12 protein-coding genes are annotated in these 16,691 nt (G+C 72.0%); 10 read left to right on the top strand and 2 right to left on the bottom strand.

All coding sequences use genetic code 11. From position 1 onward, the window contains the following. Positions 1–184: 184 nt before the first annotated feature. Complete coding sequence (locus tag HDA32_RS10320) at positions 185–1,828, bottom strand: glycoside hydrolase family 13 protein (protein WP_179642982.1); 1,644 nt, start codon at positions 1,826–1,828, stop codon at positions 185–187. 234 nt (positions 1,829–2,062) lie between these two features. Between HDA32_RS10320 and HDA32_RS10325 the strand changes: the two genes are divergently transcribed. Genes HDA32_RS10325 through HDA32_RS10335 form a run of 3 tightly spaced genes read left to right on the top strand, consistent with a single transcriptional unit; the run spans position 2,063 to position 5,231 of the window. Further along, positions 2,063–3,403 (top strand): extracellular solute-binding protein, encoded by a 1,341-nt coding sequence (locus tag HDA32_RS10325; RefSeq protein ID WP_179642983.1) that lies wholly within the window; start codon positions 2,063–2,065, stop codon positions 3,401–3,403. After that, a complete protein-coding gene (locus tag HDA32_RS31370) occupies positions 3,400–4,389 on the top strand; it encodes a carbohydrate ABC transporter permease (RefSeq protein WP_312863123.1) in 990 nt (329 codons plus the stop codon). The genes HDA32_RS10325 and HDA32_RS31370 overlap by 4 nt, the downstream gene beginning before the upstream one ends. Continuing rightward, positions 4,386–5,231 carry a carbohydrate ABC transporter permease gene (locus tag HDA32_RS10335; protein WP_179642984.1) on the top strand — a complete coding sequence of 282 codons (846 nt, stop codon included), beginning with the start codon at positions 4,386–4,388 and terminating at the stop codon, positions 5,229–5,231. Before HDA32_RS31370 ends, HDA32_RS10335 begins: the two co-directional genes overlap by 4 nt. A 63-nt stretch (positions 5,232–5,294) precedes the next feature. Here HDA32_RS10335 and HDA32_RS10340 read toward each other — a convergent pair whose 3' ends face one another. Then, positions 5,295–6,293 carry a LacI family DNA-binding transcriptional regulator gene (locus HDA32_RS10340; RefSeq protein ID WP_312863414.1) on the bottom strand — a complete coding sequence of 333 codons (999 nt, stop codon included), beginning with the start codon at positions 6,291–6,293 and terminating at the stop codon, positions 5,295–5,297. 198 nt (positions 6,294–6,491) lie between these two features. Here HDA32_RS10340 and HDA32_RS10345 point away from each other — a divergent pair, with 198 nt between their 5' ends. The 7 genes from HDA32_RS10345 to HDA32_RS10375 all read left to right on the top strand — a co-directional run bounded on the left by HDA32_RS10345 (position 6,492) and on the right by HDA32_RS10375 (position 16,682). Continuing rightward, the gene (locus HDA32_RS10345) at positions 6,492–7,775 is read left to right on the top strand and encodes an ABC transporter substrate-binding protein (RefSeq protein ID WP_246334286.1); all 1,284 of its coding nucleotides are present in this window, start codon (positions 6,492–6,494) and stop codon (positions 7,773–7,775) included. After that, positions 7,772–8,698, top strand: a complete 927-nt coding sequence (locus HDA32_RS10350; RefSeq protein WP_312863124.1) for a carbohydrate ABC transporter permease — start codon at positions 7,772–7,774, stop codon at positions 8,696–8,698. The genes HDA32_RS10345 and HDA32_RS10350 overlap by 4 nt, the downstream gene beginning before the upstream one ends. Positions 8,699–8,703: 5 nt before the next feature. Beyond that, complete coding sequence (locus HDA32_RS10355; protein ID WP_179642986.1) at positions 8,704–9,624, top strand: carbohydrate ABC transporter permease; 921 nt, start codon at positions 8,704–8,706, stop codon at positions 9,622–9,624. An 89-nt stretch (positions 9,625–9,713) separates the two neighbouring features. Next, positions 9,714–12,140 carry a beta-xylosidase/alpha-l-arabinosidase gene (locus HDA32_RS10360; RefSeq protein ID WP_179642987.1) on the top strand — a complete coding sequence of 809 codons (2,427 nt, stop codon included), beginning with the start codon at positions 9,714–9,716 and terminating at the stop codon, positions 12,138–12,140. A 283-nt stretch (positions 12,141–12,423) separates the two neighbouring features. Then, a complete protein-coding gene (locus HDA32_RS10365) occupies positions 12,424–13,581 on the top strand; it encodes an acyl-CoA dehydrogenase family protein (protein WP_179642988.1) in 1,158 nt (385 codons plus the stop codon). 532 nt (positions 13,582–14,113) lie between these two features. Continuing rightward, positions 14,114–15,358: an ABC transporter ATP-binding protein gene (locus tag HDA32_RS10370; RefSeq protein ID WP_179642989.1), complete on the top strand. Its 1,245-nt coding sequence runs from the start codon at positions 14,114–14,116 to the stop codon at positions 15,356–15,358. Next, positions 15,351–16,682: an ABC transporter substrate-binding protein gene (locus tag HDA32_RS10375; protein ID WP_179642990.1), complete on the top strand. Its 1,332-nt coding sequence runs from the start codon at positions 15,351–15,353 to the stop codon at positions 16,680–16,682. The genes HDA32_RS10370 and HDA32_RS10375 overlap by 8 nt, the downstream gene beginning before the upstream one ends. Positions 16,683–16,691: the final 9 nt, after the last annotated feature.

The raw sequence follows: 16,691 nt of genomic DNA on the forward strand, positions 1-16,691 counted from the left end.
GGAGTCCGACGTGTATTCCGGTGGGGGAGAGCGCTCAGGTCATCGGGTGGGGGCGGGGGATTCGCCGCTGCGGCCCTGACGACCTGAGCGCTCTTCCTCAAGAAATCTACGTCGTAAAGGTGGCAGCTCGAAACAGGTCCGGCCTCGGGTGTCCCGGGGCCGGACCCGTCCTGTCCGAGTGTCGCTACCTGCGCAGCCAGGCCGCGGCGTTGGCGGGGAGGGTGCGGTCGCCGCCCAGGGCGACGCTGGAGACCACCACGTCGCCCTCGGGCAGCGTGACGGGGGTCGAGCCGGTGTTGACCAGCACCAGCCAGTGCTCGCCGCGCCAGAACGCCAGCACGTCGCCCTGGTTCAGGTCGTCGTCCCAGGCGAGGGACTCACCGGGGGAGAACTCCCCGGTGAGCTCCCTGCGCGCCCGCAGCACCGCGCGGTACAGCTCCAGCGTCGAGTCGGGGTCGCCGGTCTGGGCCCGCACCGACAGCCCGCCCCAGTCGTCGGGCTGCGGCAGCCAGCCGGGGGCGTCGCCGAAGCCGAACGACGGGCCGTCGACCTCCCACGGGATCGGCACCCGGCAGCCGTCGCGGCCCTTGGCGGTGTGGCCGGTGCGCTCCCACTTCGGGTCCTGCAGCACCTCGGCCGGCAGGTCGGCCACCTCCGGCAGGCCCAGCTCCTCGCCCTGGTAGATGTAGGTGGACCCGGGAAGGCCCATCTCCAGCAGCGCCGCGGCCCGCGCCCGGCGCCGGCCCAGCTCCACGTCGACCGCTGGCTCGGTGCCGTCGCTCATCAGCCAGGAGTTGAGGTCGGCGCCGTTGGGCAGGCCCAGCACGGAGGCCGGGCGCACCACGTCGTGGTTGGACAGCACCCAGGTCGCCACCGTCCGCACCGAGGCGGCGTCGGCGATGCTGGTGTCGATGACCTTGCGGTAGGCGTCGGCGTCCCACGCGCAGCGCAGGAACTCGAAATTGAACGCCTGGTGCAGCTCGTCCTCGCGCAGGTAGTGCACCAGCCGGTCGCTGGGCAGCCACGCCTCGGCCACGGCGACGCGCGGCGGATCGAACTCCTCGAACACCCGGCGCCACTCGCGGTAGATGTCGTGGGTCTCGGGGCGGTCCCAGTGCGGGTGGTCGGGGTTGACCGCGATGTCGTCCAGGCCGCTGCCCTCGGGCACCACCACGACGTCGCGCAGCGGCTCGGTGAGGTCCTTCATCAGCGCGTAGGCCACGTCGATGCGGAAGCCGTCGACGCCGCGCCGGCTCCAGAACCGCAGGATGTCCAGGAACTCCTCGCGGACCTCCGGGTCGGCCCAGTTCAGGTCGGGCTGTTCGCGGGCGAACAGGTGCAGGTACCACTGGCCGTCGGGCAGCCGGGTCCAGGCCGGTCCGCCGAACCTCGACTCCCAGTTGCTGGGCGGCAGCGATCCGTCCTCGCCCCTGCCGTCGCGGAAGACGTAGCGCTCGCGCTCCCTGGAGCCCGGTGCGGCCCGCACCGCCTCCTGGAACCAGGGGTGCTGATCGGAGGTGTGGTTGGGGACGATGTCGACGATGATGCGGATGTCGCGCTCGTGCGCGGCGGCGACGAGCGCGTCGAAGTCGGCCAGGGTGCCCAGCAGCGGGTCGACGTCGCGGAAGTCGGCGACGTCGTATCCGCCGTCGGCCCAGGGCGAGGGGTAGAAGGGCGACAGCCACACGGCGTCGACCCCCAGGGCCGCCAGGTGGTCGATGCGCCGGGTGATCCCGGCGATGTTGCCGACCCCGTCGCCGTCGGTGTCGGCGAAGCTGCGCGGATAGATCTGGTAGATGACGGCGTCGCGCCACCAGTTCTCACTCATGGCTTCCCTTCGCGGTCGGGGAGGGGCGGCGAGCGGGCGTTCGGGGGTGTCCGGCGGCCGCCACGGTTACGGATGAAATCACGTCTTCGGCGCAACTGGCAACGATCTCAATTGACCCGGTGGAAATACGGGCCGGTTTACTCAGGCATTTGTTCACCTCGTGTTGACTCGGCCACACTTCTGATGGCAGCGTTTGCAGCCACTTTTGACGGTCCGTCGCCAAGGAGCAACGACATGCGGCTGTCGCGTAGATCCCTGCTCGCCGGTGGTGCGGCCCTGGCGGCGGCCTCGCTGGCCGGCTGTGCCCGCGAGGCCGGCGTCGCCGACCCGATGGCCGGGCGCAGCACCGAGCTGCCCGAGGAACCGGTCACCATCGACTGGCTGTCGCAGGAGCTGTCCGACAACGAGGGCAACGACCTGCGGCGCACCCTCATCGAGGCTTTCCACAAACGCCACCCCACCATCACGGTGCGCCTGGTCCAGGTGCCGCCGACCACCGACGTGCGCCGCACCACGCTGACGACGCAGATCGCGAGCGGAGCGGTCACCCCCGACGTCTACCTCGGCGACTGCGCCTGGCCGGCCCAGTTCGCCCACCACTCGCTGGCCATGCCGCTGGGCATGCTCTCCGACGGCGCCGATTTCTGGTCCGGCTACCCCGACCCCATCGTCACCGCGGTCAGCTACGAGGACCGGGCCTGGGCCTTCCCGATGTATCTGGACATCGCGTTCCTCTACTACCGCGCGGACCTGCTGCACAAGCACGGGCTGGAGCCTCCGGCGACCTGGGAGGAGCTGCACCGCACCGCGGGCAGGCTCACCGAGGCCGGCGACGTCCGCTACGGCTTCGTCTGGCAGGGCGCATCCTCGGAGACGCTGACCTGCAACTTCGCCGAGATGCTGGCCGACGCCGGCGGCGCGCTGATGGACGAGCGGGCCGAGGAGGTCCTGGTCGACTCCGACGCCGGCCGGCGTGCGCTGGAGTTCATGTCCGGGCTGGTCGCCGACGGGGTGTCTCCGGCGGCGGTGGGCACCTTCGCCGAGGAGCAGGCGATGACGGCGTTCTCCGGCGGCCAGTCGGCGTTCCTGCGCAACTGGTCCTACGCCTGGGGTGCGGCCAACGCGCCCGGGGGTTCGGCGGTGGCCGGCAAGGTCGGCGCGACGCTGCGCCCGACCTTCGAGGGCTCGGGGCGACCGCGGCTGTCCACGCTCGGCGGCTGGCACAACTTCGTGAACCCGCACACCCGGCACCTCGGCGCGGCCCTGGCCTTCGCCCGCTGGGTCGCGCAGGAGGAGGCGCAGACCATCATGGCCACGACATCGCCCTACACGCCCACGCTGTCCAGCGTCCTGGCCGACCCCGAGGTGGTCGGCCAGGACAATCCGACGTTCGGGCTGTCGGCCGACGCCGAGTTCGTGGTGCGGCCGACCCAGTCGCCGCACTACCCCCAGATCAGCAAGGCGATCTACACCACGGCCAACCCGCTCATCGTCGACGGCGGCGGGGACGCCGGCGCGGTGCTTTCGGAGATGGCCGAGGGCATGCGGCGGGCCCGCGACGGGGAGGCGCTGTGACGACCGGACTGAGCAGGCCGACGGCTCCGGCGCGGCCCCGCCCCGACCCCGGCGGCGGCGCGCCCCGCCGCGGTTCCGGAACGGTGCGCCGCGACGCCGTGGAGCGGCGGATGGCCAGGACGGGCTGGCTCTACACCGCCCCCTCGCTGCTGGTCATCGGCGGCGTCACGATCTTCCCGATCGTGTTCTCCCTGGTGCTGAGCTTCTCCCAGGTCCGCATCACCTACGACGGCTTCGCCATCGACGCGCTGACCTTCGGCAACTATGTGGCGCTGCTGTCCTCCTCCGACTGGTACTACGCGCTGGGCTTCACGGTCTTCTACACGGTCGTGACCGTGGCGGTGGAGGTGGTGCTGGGCACGATGGCCGCGCTGGTGATGGAGCGGCTGGGGGCCGGCCGGGGCTGGATCATGGCGCTGCTGCTCATCCCGTGGTCCATGATCACGGTGGTCTCGGCGCAGTTGTGGGCCTACATGTACAACTCCTCCTACGGGGTGATCACCTGGGCGGTGGAGGCGGTCACCGGTTCCACGCCGCTGATCCTGGGCCAGCCGGCCCCGGCGATCGGGGCGATGATGGTGGCCGACATCTGGAAGACCACCCCGTTCGTGGCGATCATCGTGCTCGCCGGTCTGGTCATGCTGCCGCGCGACGTCTATGAGGCCGCCGAGGTCGACGGCGCCAACGCCTGGACCACGTTCTGGCGGGTGACACTGCCGCAGTTGCGTTCCACGATCGCGGTGGCGGTGCTGTTCCGGATCCTGCAGGCGTTCGGCGTGTTCGACCTGCCGTTCGTGCTGACCGGCGGCGGCCCGGGGATCGCCACCCAGTCGCTGGCGGTCATGGGCTACAAGGTGCTGTTCCAGGACCTCAACATCGGTCCGGGCGCGGCCGTGGCCACCACCACCGGGCTGCTGGTGGCGGGGGCGTGCCTGCTGTTCCTCAAGGCGTTCAAGGCCCAGGTGGGCAAGGAGGAGGTGGCATGACCGCGCGCGGGCGGCGCGGCGTTCGCCGCGTGTTCAACCTGGTCAACCTCGGTGCGCTGGTGCTGGTGGTGTTCACCTCGCTGCCGCTGTACTGGCTGGTGGTCAACTCGGTCAAGCCCGCCTCGGAGGTGGGGCGGGTGCCGCCGACGGCGTGGCCGGACGAGGTCACCGTCGCCAACTACGTCGACGCCTTCGTCAGCGTCGGGTTCGGCCGCTATATCGTCAACAGCCTGGTGGTGTGCCTGTGCGCCACGGTGGTGGTGGTCGGCCTGGCCACCTTCGCCGGCTACGCGCTGGCCCGCACCCCCATGCGCGGGCGCGGTCCGGTGATGATCGCGCTGCTGATGATCTCGGTGTACCCGTCGATCGCGGTGCTGATCCCGCTCTATCTGATGGAGCGCCAGTTGGGGCTGCTCAACTCGCACATCGGGCTGATGGTCCCCTACATCGCGTTCAACCTGCCGTTCGCGATCTGGATCATGCGCAACTACATGCTGGGGGTGCCCCGCGGGCTGGAGGACGCCGCCAGGGTGGACGGGGCCTCGCCGACGCGCACCGTGCTCTCGGTGATCCTGCCGCAGGTCAAGCCGGGCCTGTTCACGGCGGGGGTGTTCACCTTCACCGCGACCTGGACCGAGTTCCTGATGGCGCTGACCTTCAACTCCCAGGACGCCTTCCGCACGATCCCGGTCGGCATCGCCCTGTACGGCACGACGTTCGAGGTCCCCTACGGCACGATCTTCGCCGCCGCGGTGTCGGTCACCGCGCCGATCGCGATCCTGGTGCTGGTGTTCCGCCGCTTCGTGGTCTCCGGCCTGACCGCCGGAGCGGTCAAGGGCTGACCCCTCCCGCGCCGGCCCCGGTCCCGGTCTTTCGGGCCGGGGCCGTTTCCGTCGTTCTCGAAACTATCGGCGTGCGGGCGGGGCAGTGCTCTGCCGCACGACCAGGCTGGTGGCGAGGTCGAGGCGCAGGTTGGCGGGGCGTTCGCCCCGGCTGAGGCTCAGGGCGAGCCGGGTCGCCTCCTCGGCCATCTCGGTCAGCGGCTGGCGCACCGTGGTCAGCGGCGGGCCGACCCAGCGGGCCAGGGGCAGGTCGTCGTAGCCGACGACGCTGATGTCCTCGGGCACGCGCACGCCCAGTTCGCGGGCCGCCTCGTAGAGGCCGAGCGCCTGCAGGTCGCTGCCGGCGAAGACCGCCGTGGGCGGGTCGTCCATGAGCAGAAGGTCGCGGCCGTTGTCGCGGCCGCCCTCGACGTGGAAGTCGCCGGTGCGGATGAGGCGCGGGTCGACGGGCATCCCCGCGGTGTCGAGCGCGGCGCGGTAGCCGTCGATCCTGGCCCGGCTGCACAGGACGTCGCGGGGCCCGCCGATCACCGCGATCCGCTCGTGGCCGAGCTCGATGAGGTGGCGGGTCGCGGCCAGGCCGCCGTTCCAGTTGGCCGATCCGATCGAGGGCACGTCGTCGCCGGGGTCGCCGGTGGGGTCGACGACGACGAAGGGGATGCCGCGCGCCGACAGCCGCGCCTGCTGCGCGGGCTCGAGGTCGGAGAGGACCAGGATCACGGCGGCCGACTGGCGGGCGAGCACCGACTCCACCCATGAGTCCTGCGGTGTCTGCGCGCCGCCGGACTCCGAGAGCACGACGCTGAGCCCTTCGGCGCGCGCGACGCGCTCCACCCCGCGGATGACCTCGATGGCCCAGGCGCTGTCGAGCTCGTGGAAGACGAGGTCCAGCGTTGTCGAGCGGCCGCCGCCCGGGCCGCGGCGGCGCCGGTAGCCGTGCCGGTGGATGAGTTCCTCGACCCGGGACCGGGTGTCGGGTGCGACATCGGCGCGGCCGTTGAGGACCTTGGAGACCGTCGGGACGGATACGCCCGCGGCTTCCGCAATTTTCGAGATCGTTATGGTCTCCGTGTCGGCCGCGTTTCGGTGGTTCGGCCCCGCTTCTGCAGTCACGATGCCCAATTGTACTGGCATCTTCGGAAAACGCGACGTCGGGAGTGGCGAGTGTCTCATTAAGGTCTTGACGTTCGTTGTTTCGACAACGTAGCTTCTGGCCTCAAGCATTTCGGTAAAAGTACCGATAGTTTCGAGGGAGATCTGATGGCGGCGATGAGGGCGGCGCGGGCGATCGCGGTGGCAACCGCGCTGGGCGTGGTGGCGACCGCCTGCGGTTCGGGTGGCGGCGCCGCGGGCGACGAGACCCTGGACGTGTGGATGTACCAGGACAGCCTGGTCGTCGTGCAGCAGGGCGCCGTGGAGCGGTTCAACGAGGGATCGGGGGCCCAGGCCGTGATCACCGAGGTCCCCGGCGACAGCTACCAGGACAAGCTGCGGACCTCCATGGGCTCGGGCGACCAGCCCGACGTGTTCTTCAACTGGGGCGGCGGCAGCATCCGCTCCTACGTCGAGGCCGACATGCTGCTCCCGCTGGACGACATGATGGAGGCCGACCCGGAGTTCCAGGAGTCGTTCATCCCCTCCGTCATGGAGGCGGGCCGGATCGACGGCGTCCAGTACGGCGTTCCGATGCGCGGCACCCAGCCGGTGATCCTCTTCTACAACGAGGAGCTGTTCGAGCAGGTCGGAGCCGAGCCCCCGGAGACCTGGGAGGACGTCCTCGCGCTCGTCGAGACCTTCACCCAGGAGGACATCACCCCCTTCGTCCTGGCCGGCGCCACGGCCTGGACCGAGCAGATGTGGCTGCAGTACCTGGTCGACCGCAACGGCGGCGCCGAGGTCTTCCAGCGCATCCAGAGCGGTGACCCCGAGGGCTGGCGCGACCCGGCGGTCCTGGAGTCGGCCCAGATGGTGCGCGACCTCGTCGACAGCGGCGCCTTCGGCGACAACTACGGCTCGGTCAGCTACACCGAGGGCGCGGCCTCGGCGCTGCTGGCCCAGGGCGAGGGCGCGATGCACCTGATGGGGTCGTGGGAGTACTCCACCCTGCTGGACCAGGCGCCGGAGTTCGCCGAGGACGGGCTGGGCTACGTCGCCTTCCCCGCGATCTCCGGAGGCGAGGGCGACCCCGCCAACGTCGTGGGCAACCCGGCCAACTACTTCTCGGTCAGCGCCGACAGCCCCGTCGAGGACGCGGCCGTCGACTTCCTGAAGCAGACCTCCAGCGACGCCTACGTGCGCGACATGATCGAGAACGGCGAGGTGCCGACGACGACCAACGCCGCCGACCTGCTGGACTTGAGCCCCAGCCCCGACTTCGCGACCTTCCAGTACGAGATGGTGCAGAACGCGCCGCACTTCCAGCTCTCCTGGGACCAGGCGCTGCCCCCCTCGGTGTCCGAGGGCATGCTGACCGAGATCCAGAAGCTGTTCAACGGCCAGAGCACGCCCGAGCAGTTCGTCGACGCGATGGCGGGGCTGCAGTGAGCGTTTCCGCGCCGCTGCGGACGCCGCGCCGCCGCCCGGGCGGCCCCTCAGTGGGCCGGCCGGGCGCCGTCTGGGCGCTGCCCGCAGCGCTGTTCTTCCTGTTCTTCGCGGTCATCCCGATGGGACTGGTCGCCTACCTGTCCTTCACGTCGTGGAACGGCCTGGGCACGCCCCAGTTCGTCGGCGCGCAGAACTGGCAGCGGCTGGCCGGCGACCCCGTCATGCACCAGGGGGTCCTGCTCAGCCTCGGCCTGACGGTGGGGAGCTGGGCGGTGCAGACGCCGATCAGCATGCTGCTGGGGGTGTGGGCCGCGGGACCGCAGCGCAACCGGGCGGTGCTCGCCGCGGTCTTCTTCGTCCCGCTGCTGCTGTCCTCGGCGGCGATCGCGATCATCTGGAAGGCCCTGCTCGACCCCAACTTCGGCCCGCTCGCCAGGATCGGTCCGTGGCTGGGGCTGGACAGCGTCAGCCTGCTGGGCAGCCCTTCGGGGGCCTTCGCCGTCATCGTGTTCGTCAGCGCCTGGCAGTTCATCCCGCTGCACATGCTGCTGTACCAGGGCGGCGCGCGCCAGATCCCCGCGTCGCTGTACCAGGCCGCCGAGATCGACGGCGCGAGCGTGCCGCGCAGGTTCCTGCACATCACGCTGCCGCAGCTGCGCAACACGATCACGACCTCGTCGGTGCTCATGGTCGTGGGCTCCCTGACCTACTTCGAGACCGTGCTGATCCTGACCGGCGGCGGTCCGGGCACCTCCACCTCGATCGTCCCGTACCTGATGTACCGGTTCGGGTTCATGGGCTACGAGATGGGCTACGCCAGCGCCATCGCGTTCACGCTCGTGATCGTGGCGACGGCCGTCTCGCTCGTCATGGTCCGGCTCACCGGCTTCGGTTCGATGCGCAGCACCCGGGAGGGGATGTGAGGCAGATGGCTCCGACGCGTTCCGCGCCCGCCGCGGCGGCCCCCGATCCGGGCCCCGGTCCCGGCACCGCCCGGCGCCGGGCCCCCGAGCCCCGGCGGCGGACCCGGCGGCGGACCCGCGCCAACCCGCTCGCCGGTTTCGGCGCGTTCATCTGGCTGCTCGTCGTCGGCGTGCCCGTCTACGCGCTGCTCGTGGCGACCCTGCAGCGCAGCGACCGGTACCTGGAGTCGGGGCCGCTCACGCCGCCCGGCGACCCGACCCTGGAGAACTACACCAAGGCGATCGAGAACGGCTTCCTGGTCTTCGTCGGCAACACGCTCCTGGTGACGGCCGGGGTGGTCGCCCTGGTGGTCGTCCTCGCCGTCCCGGTCGGCTACGCGGTGGTGCGGGCCAGGACCAGGGGGACCGACGCGCTCTTCCGGTTCTTCCTGCTGGGCCTGGCCATCCCGGCGCAGGCGGTGATCATCCCGGTCTACCTGATCATCAGGGAGCTCGGCCTCTACGACACCCTGCCGGCGATCGTCCTGCCCACGGCGGCCTTCGCGCTGCCGGTGTGCGTGCTGATCCTGACCGGGTCGATGCGCGACATCTCCGACGACCTGTACGAGGCCATGGCCCTCGACGGCGCCGGGCAGGTGCGGACCTTCTTCCGCCTGGTCGTCCCGCTGTCGCGGTCGGGGATCAGCACGGTGGCCGTCTACGCCGCGCTGCAGGCCTGGAACAACTTCCTGTTCCCGCTGATCCTGACCCAGTCGCGCGAGCAACGGGTGATCACCCTGGGGCTGTTCGACTTCCAGGGCCAGTACCGCGTGGACATCCCCGGCCTGCTGGCCGCCGTGGTGCTGTCGGCGGTGCCGATCTTCGTGATGTACCTCATCGCCCGCCGCTCCCTGGTCAACGGCCTGATGGGCGTGGGCGGCAAGTAGCGGCGCCCGCGCGGCCCCTTACCGCGGCCGCGGGCGCACGACCACCGGCTCCGCGATCCGGAGCCCTGTTTCTTCGAGAAGGACGAGGTATGACGCTCTCTGCCGACGATGACCGCCGGACGGCCCCCGGACCGGGCGACGCCGAGGAGGGGGACGCCGCCTGGCGCGACCCCTCGCTGCCGGCCTCCGAGCGGGTGGAGTACCTGCTGCGGCGCATGACGTTGGAGGAGAAGGTCGCCCAGCTCTACGGGGTGTGGGTCGGCGCGGAGGAGTCCGGTGAAGGGGTCGCGCCCCACCAGCACGACATGGCGGAGGAGCCGCCGGACTTCGACGCGCTGATCGCCGACGGGCTGGGGCAGCTCACCCGGCCCTTCGGCACCGTACCGGTCGATCCGGCGCTGGGCGTGCGCTCCCTGGCGCGCTCCCAGGAGCGGATCGCCGCGGCCGGCCGGTTCGGCATCCCGGCGCTGGCCCACGAGGAGTGCCTGTCGGGCTTCACCGCGTGGACGGCGACGATCCACCCGACCCCGCTGGCCTGGGGCGCCTCCTTCGACCCCGGCCTGGTCGAGGAGATGGCGGCCGCCATCGGGGCGAGCATGCGCGCCGTCGGCGTGCACCAGGGGCTGGCACCGGTGCTGGACGTGACCCGCGACCCGCGGTGGGGGCGCACCGAGGAGACCATCGGCGAGGACCCCTACCTCGTCGGCACGCTCGGCACCGCCTACGTCCGGGGGCTGCAGTCGGCCGGCGTCATCGCCACCCTCAAGCACTTCGTCGGCTACTCCGCCTCGCGCGCCGGACGCAACCTCGCCCCGGTGTCGGTCGGGCCCAGGGAGCTCGCCGACGTGCTGCTGCCGCCGTTCGAGATGGCGCTGCGCCTGGGCGGCGCCCGGTCGGTGATGCAGGCCTACAACGACAACGACGGCGTCCCCGTCGCCGCCGACCCGTCGCTGCTGACGGAGCTGCTGCGCGAGGAGTGGGGCTTCGAGGGCACGGTGGTCGCCGACTACTTCGGCGTGGCGTTCCTGCAGACCCTGCACCGGGTCGCCGGGTCGCCGGCGCAGGCGGCGGGGCTCGCGCTGGCCGCGGGCGTCGACGTCGAACTGCCCACGGTGCGCTGCTTCGGCGAGCCCCTGATCGAAGCGGTGCGCGCGGGCGAGGTGCCCGAGGCGCTGGTCGACCGCGCCGCGCGGCGCGTGCTGGTGCAAAAGTGCGAGCTGGGCCTGCTCGACCCGGACTGGTCGCCGATGCCCGCGGCGCTCGCCGGCGGCGCGCCCGATGCGGACGCGCGCCAGGTGCGGGGCAGCGTCGTCCTCGACCCGCCCGAGCACCGGGACCTCGCCCGCCGCCTCGCCGAGGAGTCGGTCGTCCTGCTCGCCAACGACGCCGGCGCGCTGCCGCTGGAACCGCAGCAGAACCTGGCCGTGGTCGGGCCGCGCGCCGACGACCCCATGGCCATGCTCGGCTGCTACTCCTTCCCCAGCCACGTGGGCCCCCAGTACCCCGGCGTCCCGATCGGCGTGCAGGTGCCGACGCTGCTGGAGGCCCTGCGCATGGAGCTGCCCTCCAAGCGGATCGAGCACCAGGTCGGCTGCGGGGTCGACGACCCCGACACCTCGCGGATCGCGGCGGCCGCGGCCGCCGCGCGCTCGGCCGACGTGTGCGTGGCGGTGCTGGGCGACCGGGCCGGTCTCTTCGGCCGCGGCACCTCGGGGGAGGGCTGCGACGCCGAGGACCTGGCGCTGCCCGGCGTCCAGGAGCAGTTGCTGGAGGCGCTGATCGAGACGGGCACGCCGGTGGTGCTGGTGCTGCTCACCGGCCGCCCCTACGCCCTGGGCGCCGTCGCCGACCGGCTCGCTGCGGCGGTGCAGGCGTTCTTCCCCGGTGAGGAGGGCGGCCCGGCGATCGCCGGGGTGCTCTCGGGCCGGGTGGGCCCGTCGGGGCGGCTGCCCGTGGGCGTGCCCGCCAGGCCCGGCGGGCAGCCCTCGACCTACCTGGCGCCGCCGCTGGGACTGCGCAGCGAGGTCAGTTCGGTCGACCCCACCCCGCTGTACCCGTTCGGGCACGGGCTGTCCTACACGCGGTTCGCGTGGGAGGAGCCCAGGCTCAACGGGGTGCCGCAGGCCGAGGTCGACGCCGCAGCCGTGGGCACCGACGGCGCGGTCACGGTGGGCTGCGCCGTGCGCAACGCCGGCGACACCGCGGGGACCGAGGTCGTCCAGCTCTACCTGAGCGATCCCGTGGCGCAGGTGACGCGGCCGGTGCGCCGACTGGTCGGCTACGCCCGCGTGCACCTGGAGCCGGGCGCGGCGCGCCGGGTCGAGTTCACGGTGCCCGCCGACCTCGCGGCCTACACCGGGCGCGACGGGCGGCGCATCGTCGAGCCGGGCGACATCGAGCTGTGCCTGGCCGCGTCAAGCGCCGACGTGCGCCACCGCGTCCGGATCCGCCTGGAGGGCGAGGTCCGCGCCGTCGACCACACCAGGCGGCTGGTGAGCGAGGTGTCGGCGGACTGATCGGACCCCGACGGCCGCGTTCGTGGAGCGAGCCGGGATCTCCAGGGCCTGGACCTGCTGTGCCGCCTGCGGCTTGCGCGCACCGCGACAGCCGCCCCCCGTGCGAGCGCGGCCGTCGGACATCAGTGAGCCGCCGCAGCGGGCGCGCCCGGAGCGCGCGCCCGCTGCGGCCCGGGTGGAAGACCGTCCACATCGCGAGATACAGTGCTGCGCGTCACCATATAGTTGGATGACCTAGTAAACGTTCCGGGCCCTCGCGGGCGCGACGATGTTGGGGGATGGCATGGCCGTGGAACGCACCCTTCCCACCCGGGAGGCCGCCGACCTGCTGGAGCTCACCAGGGACCTGGCGGTCAAGGAGATCGCCCCCCGCGCCGCGGGGGACGAGGAGGCCGGAGCCTTCCCCCGCGACCTGTTCACCCTGCTCGGGGGAGCCGGACTGCTCGGCCTGCCCTACGCGGCCGAGTACGGCGGCGGGGAGCAGCCCTACGAGGTCTACCTCCAGGTCGTCGAGGAGCTCGCGAGCAGTTGGCTGGCCGTCGGACTGGGGCTGAGCGTGCACACCCTGTCCTGCTTCCCGCTCGCCGGCCACGGCACCGAGGCCCAGCGCGCCGCGTGGCTGCCCGACATGCTCGGCGGCGACCTGCTCGGCGCCTACTGCCTCTCGGAGGCCGACTCCGGATCCGACGCCGCGGCGCTGACCACCCGGGCCCAGGCCGGTCCCGAGGGGTACCGGATCGACGGCGCCAAGTCCTGGATCACCCACGGCGGCGCCGCCGACTTCTACACCCTCTTCGCCCGCACCGGCGCCCCCGACTCCGGCGGCCGCGGCATCAGTTGCCTGCACGTCCCCGCCGGAACCGAGGGCGTCTCGGCCGACGCCCCCGAGGCCAAGATGGGCATGCGCTCCTCGCCCACCGCCGCCGTCCGCTTCGACGGCGCGCGGGTGCCCGAGGAGGCCCGCATCGGCGCCGAGGGGGAGGGCTTCGCGATCGCGCTGGCCGCGCTGGACTCGGGCAGGCTCGGCATCGCCGCATGCGCGGTCGGCGTCGCCCAGGCCGCGCTCGACCTCGCCGCCGGCTACGCGCGCCGGCGGCGCCAGTTCGGTCGGCCCATCGGCGACTTCCAGGGCCTGTCCTTCATGCTCGCCGACATGGCCACCCAGGTCGAGGCGGCCCGCGAGCTCTACCTGGCCGCGGCCCGCCGCCGCGACGCGGGCCGGGCGTTCGGCCGCCAGGCCGCCATGGCCAAGCTGTTCGCCAGCGACGCCGCGATGCGCGTCACCACCGACGCCGTGCAGGTCCTCGGCGGCTACGGCTACACCGTCGACTTCCCCGCCGAGCGGCTCATGCGCGAGGCCAAGGTGCTGCAGATCGTGGAGGGCACCAACCAGATCCAGCGCATGGTCATCGGCCGCCACCTGGCCAAGGAGCACGAATAGCGCCCCCTTCCCGCCGACACTTCTTGACCTTGGGTTTCAACCTCGGCCCCGGGACGGAGCAGGCGCGCGGGTGGGTCCCTTCCACCTCGACCCCAGGGGGGCGTGAAGGCCCGCTCCAGGAGGGAGGGCGTGCGAGAGGATCGCCCAGTCACCGCGGGCTTGCGTCCTCGGGCTGAGGCTTCACAAGCCCCGGTGGCCGAGGTTGAGACTCACGTTGACCTTGTGGGGCCTGAAAACGTCGCGATCACCCCGACGAGGTCAAGACCGCCGAGAGAACCGCCCGGCCGCTCCGGATGGATTGACCGCAGACTTCACATGCGTCACATGACCTTACAAACGCCACTCTGAGCTGCTCGTTTCTCTCTGTGCACGCGTGTGGCTACGGATTGGTAACAGCGATCGTGCCGATCTGTTCCCCGGTCTCAAACGCTGATACGACAGTTTCCGTGAGGCGCTGCGGCCTGACGCGCACGGCATCGCGTCTCCACCGAAAACGAGACGGTTTCGGCTGACGAGACTGGGGAGACGCGCCGTGGCGAAGGTCCAATTGGCCCAGGTCAGCAAGGTCTATCCCGATGGCACCCGCGCGGTGGACGGCCTCGACCTCGACATCGCCGAAGGCGAGTTCCTCGTCCTGGTCGGGCCGTCGGGCTGCGGCAAGACCACGGCGCTGCGCATGGTCGCCGGGCTGGAGGAGATCAGCACCGGGCAGTTGCGCATCGGCGACCGCGTCGTCAACCAGGTGCCCGCACGCGACCGCGACGTCGCCATGGTCTTCCAGAGCTACGCGCTCTACCCCCACCTGTCGGTCCGCAACAACATCGCCTTCGGCCTGCAACTGCGCAAGACCCCCAAGGGCGAGATCGACCGCAGGGTGGAGGAGGCCGCCCGCACCCTCGGGCTCACCGAGCACCTCGACCGCAAGCCGCGCAACCTCTCCGGCGGTCAGCGCCAGCGGGTGGCCATGGGCCGCGCCATCGTGCGCAAGCCCCAGGCGTTCCTGATGGACGAGCCGCTGTCCAACCTCGACGCCAAGCTGCGGGTGCAGATGCGCGCCGAGATCTCGCGGATCCAGCGCGGCCTCGGCGTCACCACCGTCTACGTCACCCACGACCAGGTCGAGGCGATGACCCTGGGCGACCGGGTCGCCGTGCTGAAGAAGGGCGTGCTGCAGCAGGTCGCCCCGCCCCAGGAGCTCTACGACCGCCCCACCAACCTCTTCGTCGCCGGCTTCATCGGGTCCCCGGCGATGAACCTGCTGCGCGGCGCGCTCTCGGCCGACGGCGACGCGGCCGCGCTGGCCATCGGCGGCCAGGGTCTGGCCGTGCCGGCCTCGCTGCTGCGGGCGCGCCCGGGGCTGCGCGACTACATCGGCCGCGACGTCGCCGTCGGCATCAGGCCCGAGGACATGGAGGACGCCGACATCGGCGGCGCCGGCGCCGCCGATGGGGCCGTGCTCACCTCCACCACCGAACTGGTCGAGGCGCTCGGCTCCGAGCTGCTCGCGCATTTCCGCATCGACGCGTCCCCCGTCGTCACCGAGGACACCCGCGAGCTCGCCCGCGACGCGGGCGCCGACGAGGTCGACGACGCCGACCGGGCCGGCAGCGACATGATCGCCCGGTTCAGCCCGCGTTCCACCGCGGCGATCGGCCGCCCGGTGCGGGTGCGCGTCGACACCGAACGGCTCTACTTCTTCGATCCCGATACGGGCGCGGCGATCTGGGGGGACCCCGCCCACCCCGTGCACCAGAAGAAAGAGGGAACCCATGCCTGAGCACAAGAGGAACGCGCGCGCCGTGCCCGCGGTCGCGGCCGCGGCCGCGGCCGCGGTGGCGCTGGCCGCCGCTGCCTGCGCACCGGGCGGGGGCGAGAACGGCGGCGGGACCGCCGGCGGCGGCGACCTCGACGGCGCCGAACTCCTCGTCGCCGCCAAGTGGACCGGCGTCGAGCAGGAGAACTTCGAGCAGGTCCTCGACCTGTTCGAGGAGCAGACCGGGGCCACCGTCACCTACGACTCCACCGGCGAGGACACCGGGGCCTACCTCGGCCCGCGCATCGAGGGCGGCAACCCTCCCGACGTGGCGATTCTGCCGCAGCCCGGCCTGGTCTCGGAGTACGCGGCCCAGGACGCCCTGTTCCCCCTGGAGGGCGACGCCGAGGCCGCGCTGGCCGAGAACTACAGCGACTACTGGCAGGAACTGGGCTCGGTCGACGACCAGACCTACGGCATCATGCTCAAGGCCGCGCACAAGTCGATCATCTGGTACCGGCCCGAGGCCTTCGACGAGGCGGGGGTCGAGGCGCCCCAGACCTGGGACGCCCTGGTCGACGACACCGCGGGCACCCTCTCCGACGCCGGCATCACCCCGTTCGCGATGTGCGGCGCGTCCGGCTGGACGCTGACCGACTGGTTCGAGAACGTCTACCTCTCCCAGGCCGGCCCGGAGAACTACGACCGGCTCGCCGCGCACGAGATCGAGTGGACCGACGACAGCGTCGTCCAGGCGCTGGAGACCCTCGCCGACGTCTGGGGCGAGGAGAGCCTGATGAACGGCGGCACCGACGGCGCGGTGCAGACCGACTTCCCGACCTGCGTCACCCAGGTCTACGGCCAGCAGCAGGCGGCGATGGTCTACGAGGCCGACTTCGTGGCCGCCAACGTCGTGGAGTCCGGGGCCGAGGTCGGCGTCGACGCCCTGGCGTTCCCGTTCCCCGCCGTGGGCGAGGCTCCGCCGGTGGTGGTCGGCGGCGACATCGCCGTGGCCATGAGCGAGGACGAGGGGACCCAGCGACTGCTCGCCTTCCTGGCCTCGCCCGAGGCCGGCACCACCTGGGCCGAGCTGGGCGGCTACCTCTCGCCCAACGGCAACGTCCCCGCCGACGCCTACGCCGACGAGTTCACCCAGCAGCTCGCCCAGACGATCCTGGACGCCGGCGAGGACGTCCGCTACGACCTCTCCGACCAGGTCCCCAGCACCTTCGGCGCCACCGAGGGGTCGGGCATGTGGGCGATCCTGCAGGACTTCCTGCGCGACCCGAGCGACCCGGAGGCGGCGGCCGAGCGGTTGGAGCAGGCCGCCTCCGACGCCGATGAGTGACGCCCCGCA

Origin of the sequence: Spinactinospora alkalitolerans, assembly GCF_013408795.1 — a bacterium.
Classification (GTDB): Bacteria; Actinomycetota; Actinomycetes; order Streptosporangiales; family Streptosporangiaceae; genus Spinactinospora; species Spinactinospora alkalitolerans.

Bases quoted from the DNA above. Each gene is read 5' to 3' on its own strand.
- HDA32_RS10375 (WP_179642990.1), top strand. From the start codon at position 15,351: ATGCCTGAGCACAAGAGGAACGCGCGCGCCGTGCCCGCGGTCGCGGCC.
- HDA32_RS10365 (WP_179642988.1), top strand. From the start codon at position 12,424: ATGGCCGTGGAACGCACCCTTCCCACCCGGGAGGCCGCCGACCTGCTG.
- HDA32_RS10325 (WP_179642983.1), top strand. From the start codon at position 2,063: ATGCGGCTGTCGCGTAGATCCCTGCTCGCCGGTGGTGCGGCCCTGGCG.
- HDA32_RS10345 (WP_246334286.1), top strand. From the start codon at position 6,492: ATGGCGGCGATGAGGGCGGCGCGGGCGATCGCGGTGGCAACCGCGCTG.
- HDA32_RS10355 (WP_179642986.1), top strand. From the start codon at position 8,704: ATGGCTCCGACGCGTTCCGCGCCCGCCGCGGCGGCCCCCGATCCGGGC.
- HDA32_RS10320 (WP_179642982.1), bottom strand. From the start codon at position 1,828: ATGAGTGAGAACTGGTGGCGCGACGCCGTCATCTACCAGATCTATCCG.
- HDA32_RS10360 (WP_179642987.1), top strand. From the start codon at position 9,714: ATGACGCTCTCTGCCGACGATGACCGCCGGACGGCCCCCGGACCGGGC.
- HDA32_RS10335 (WP_179642984.1), top strand. From the start codon at position 4,386: ATGACCGCGCGCGGGCGGCGCGGCGTTCGCCGCGTGTTCAACCTGGTC.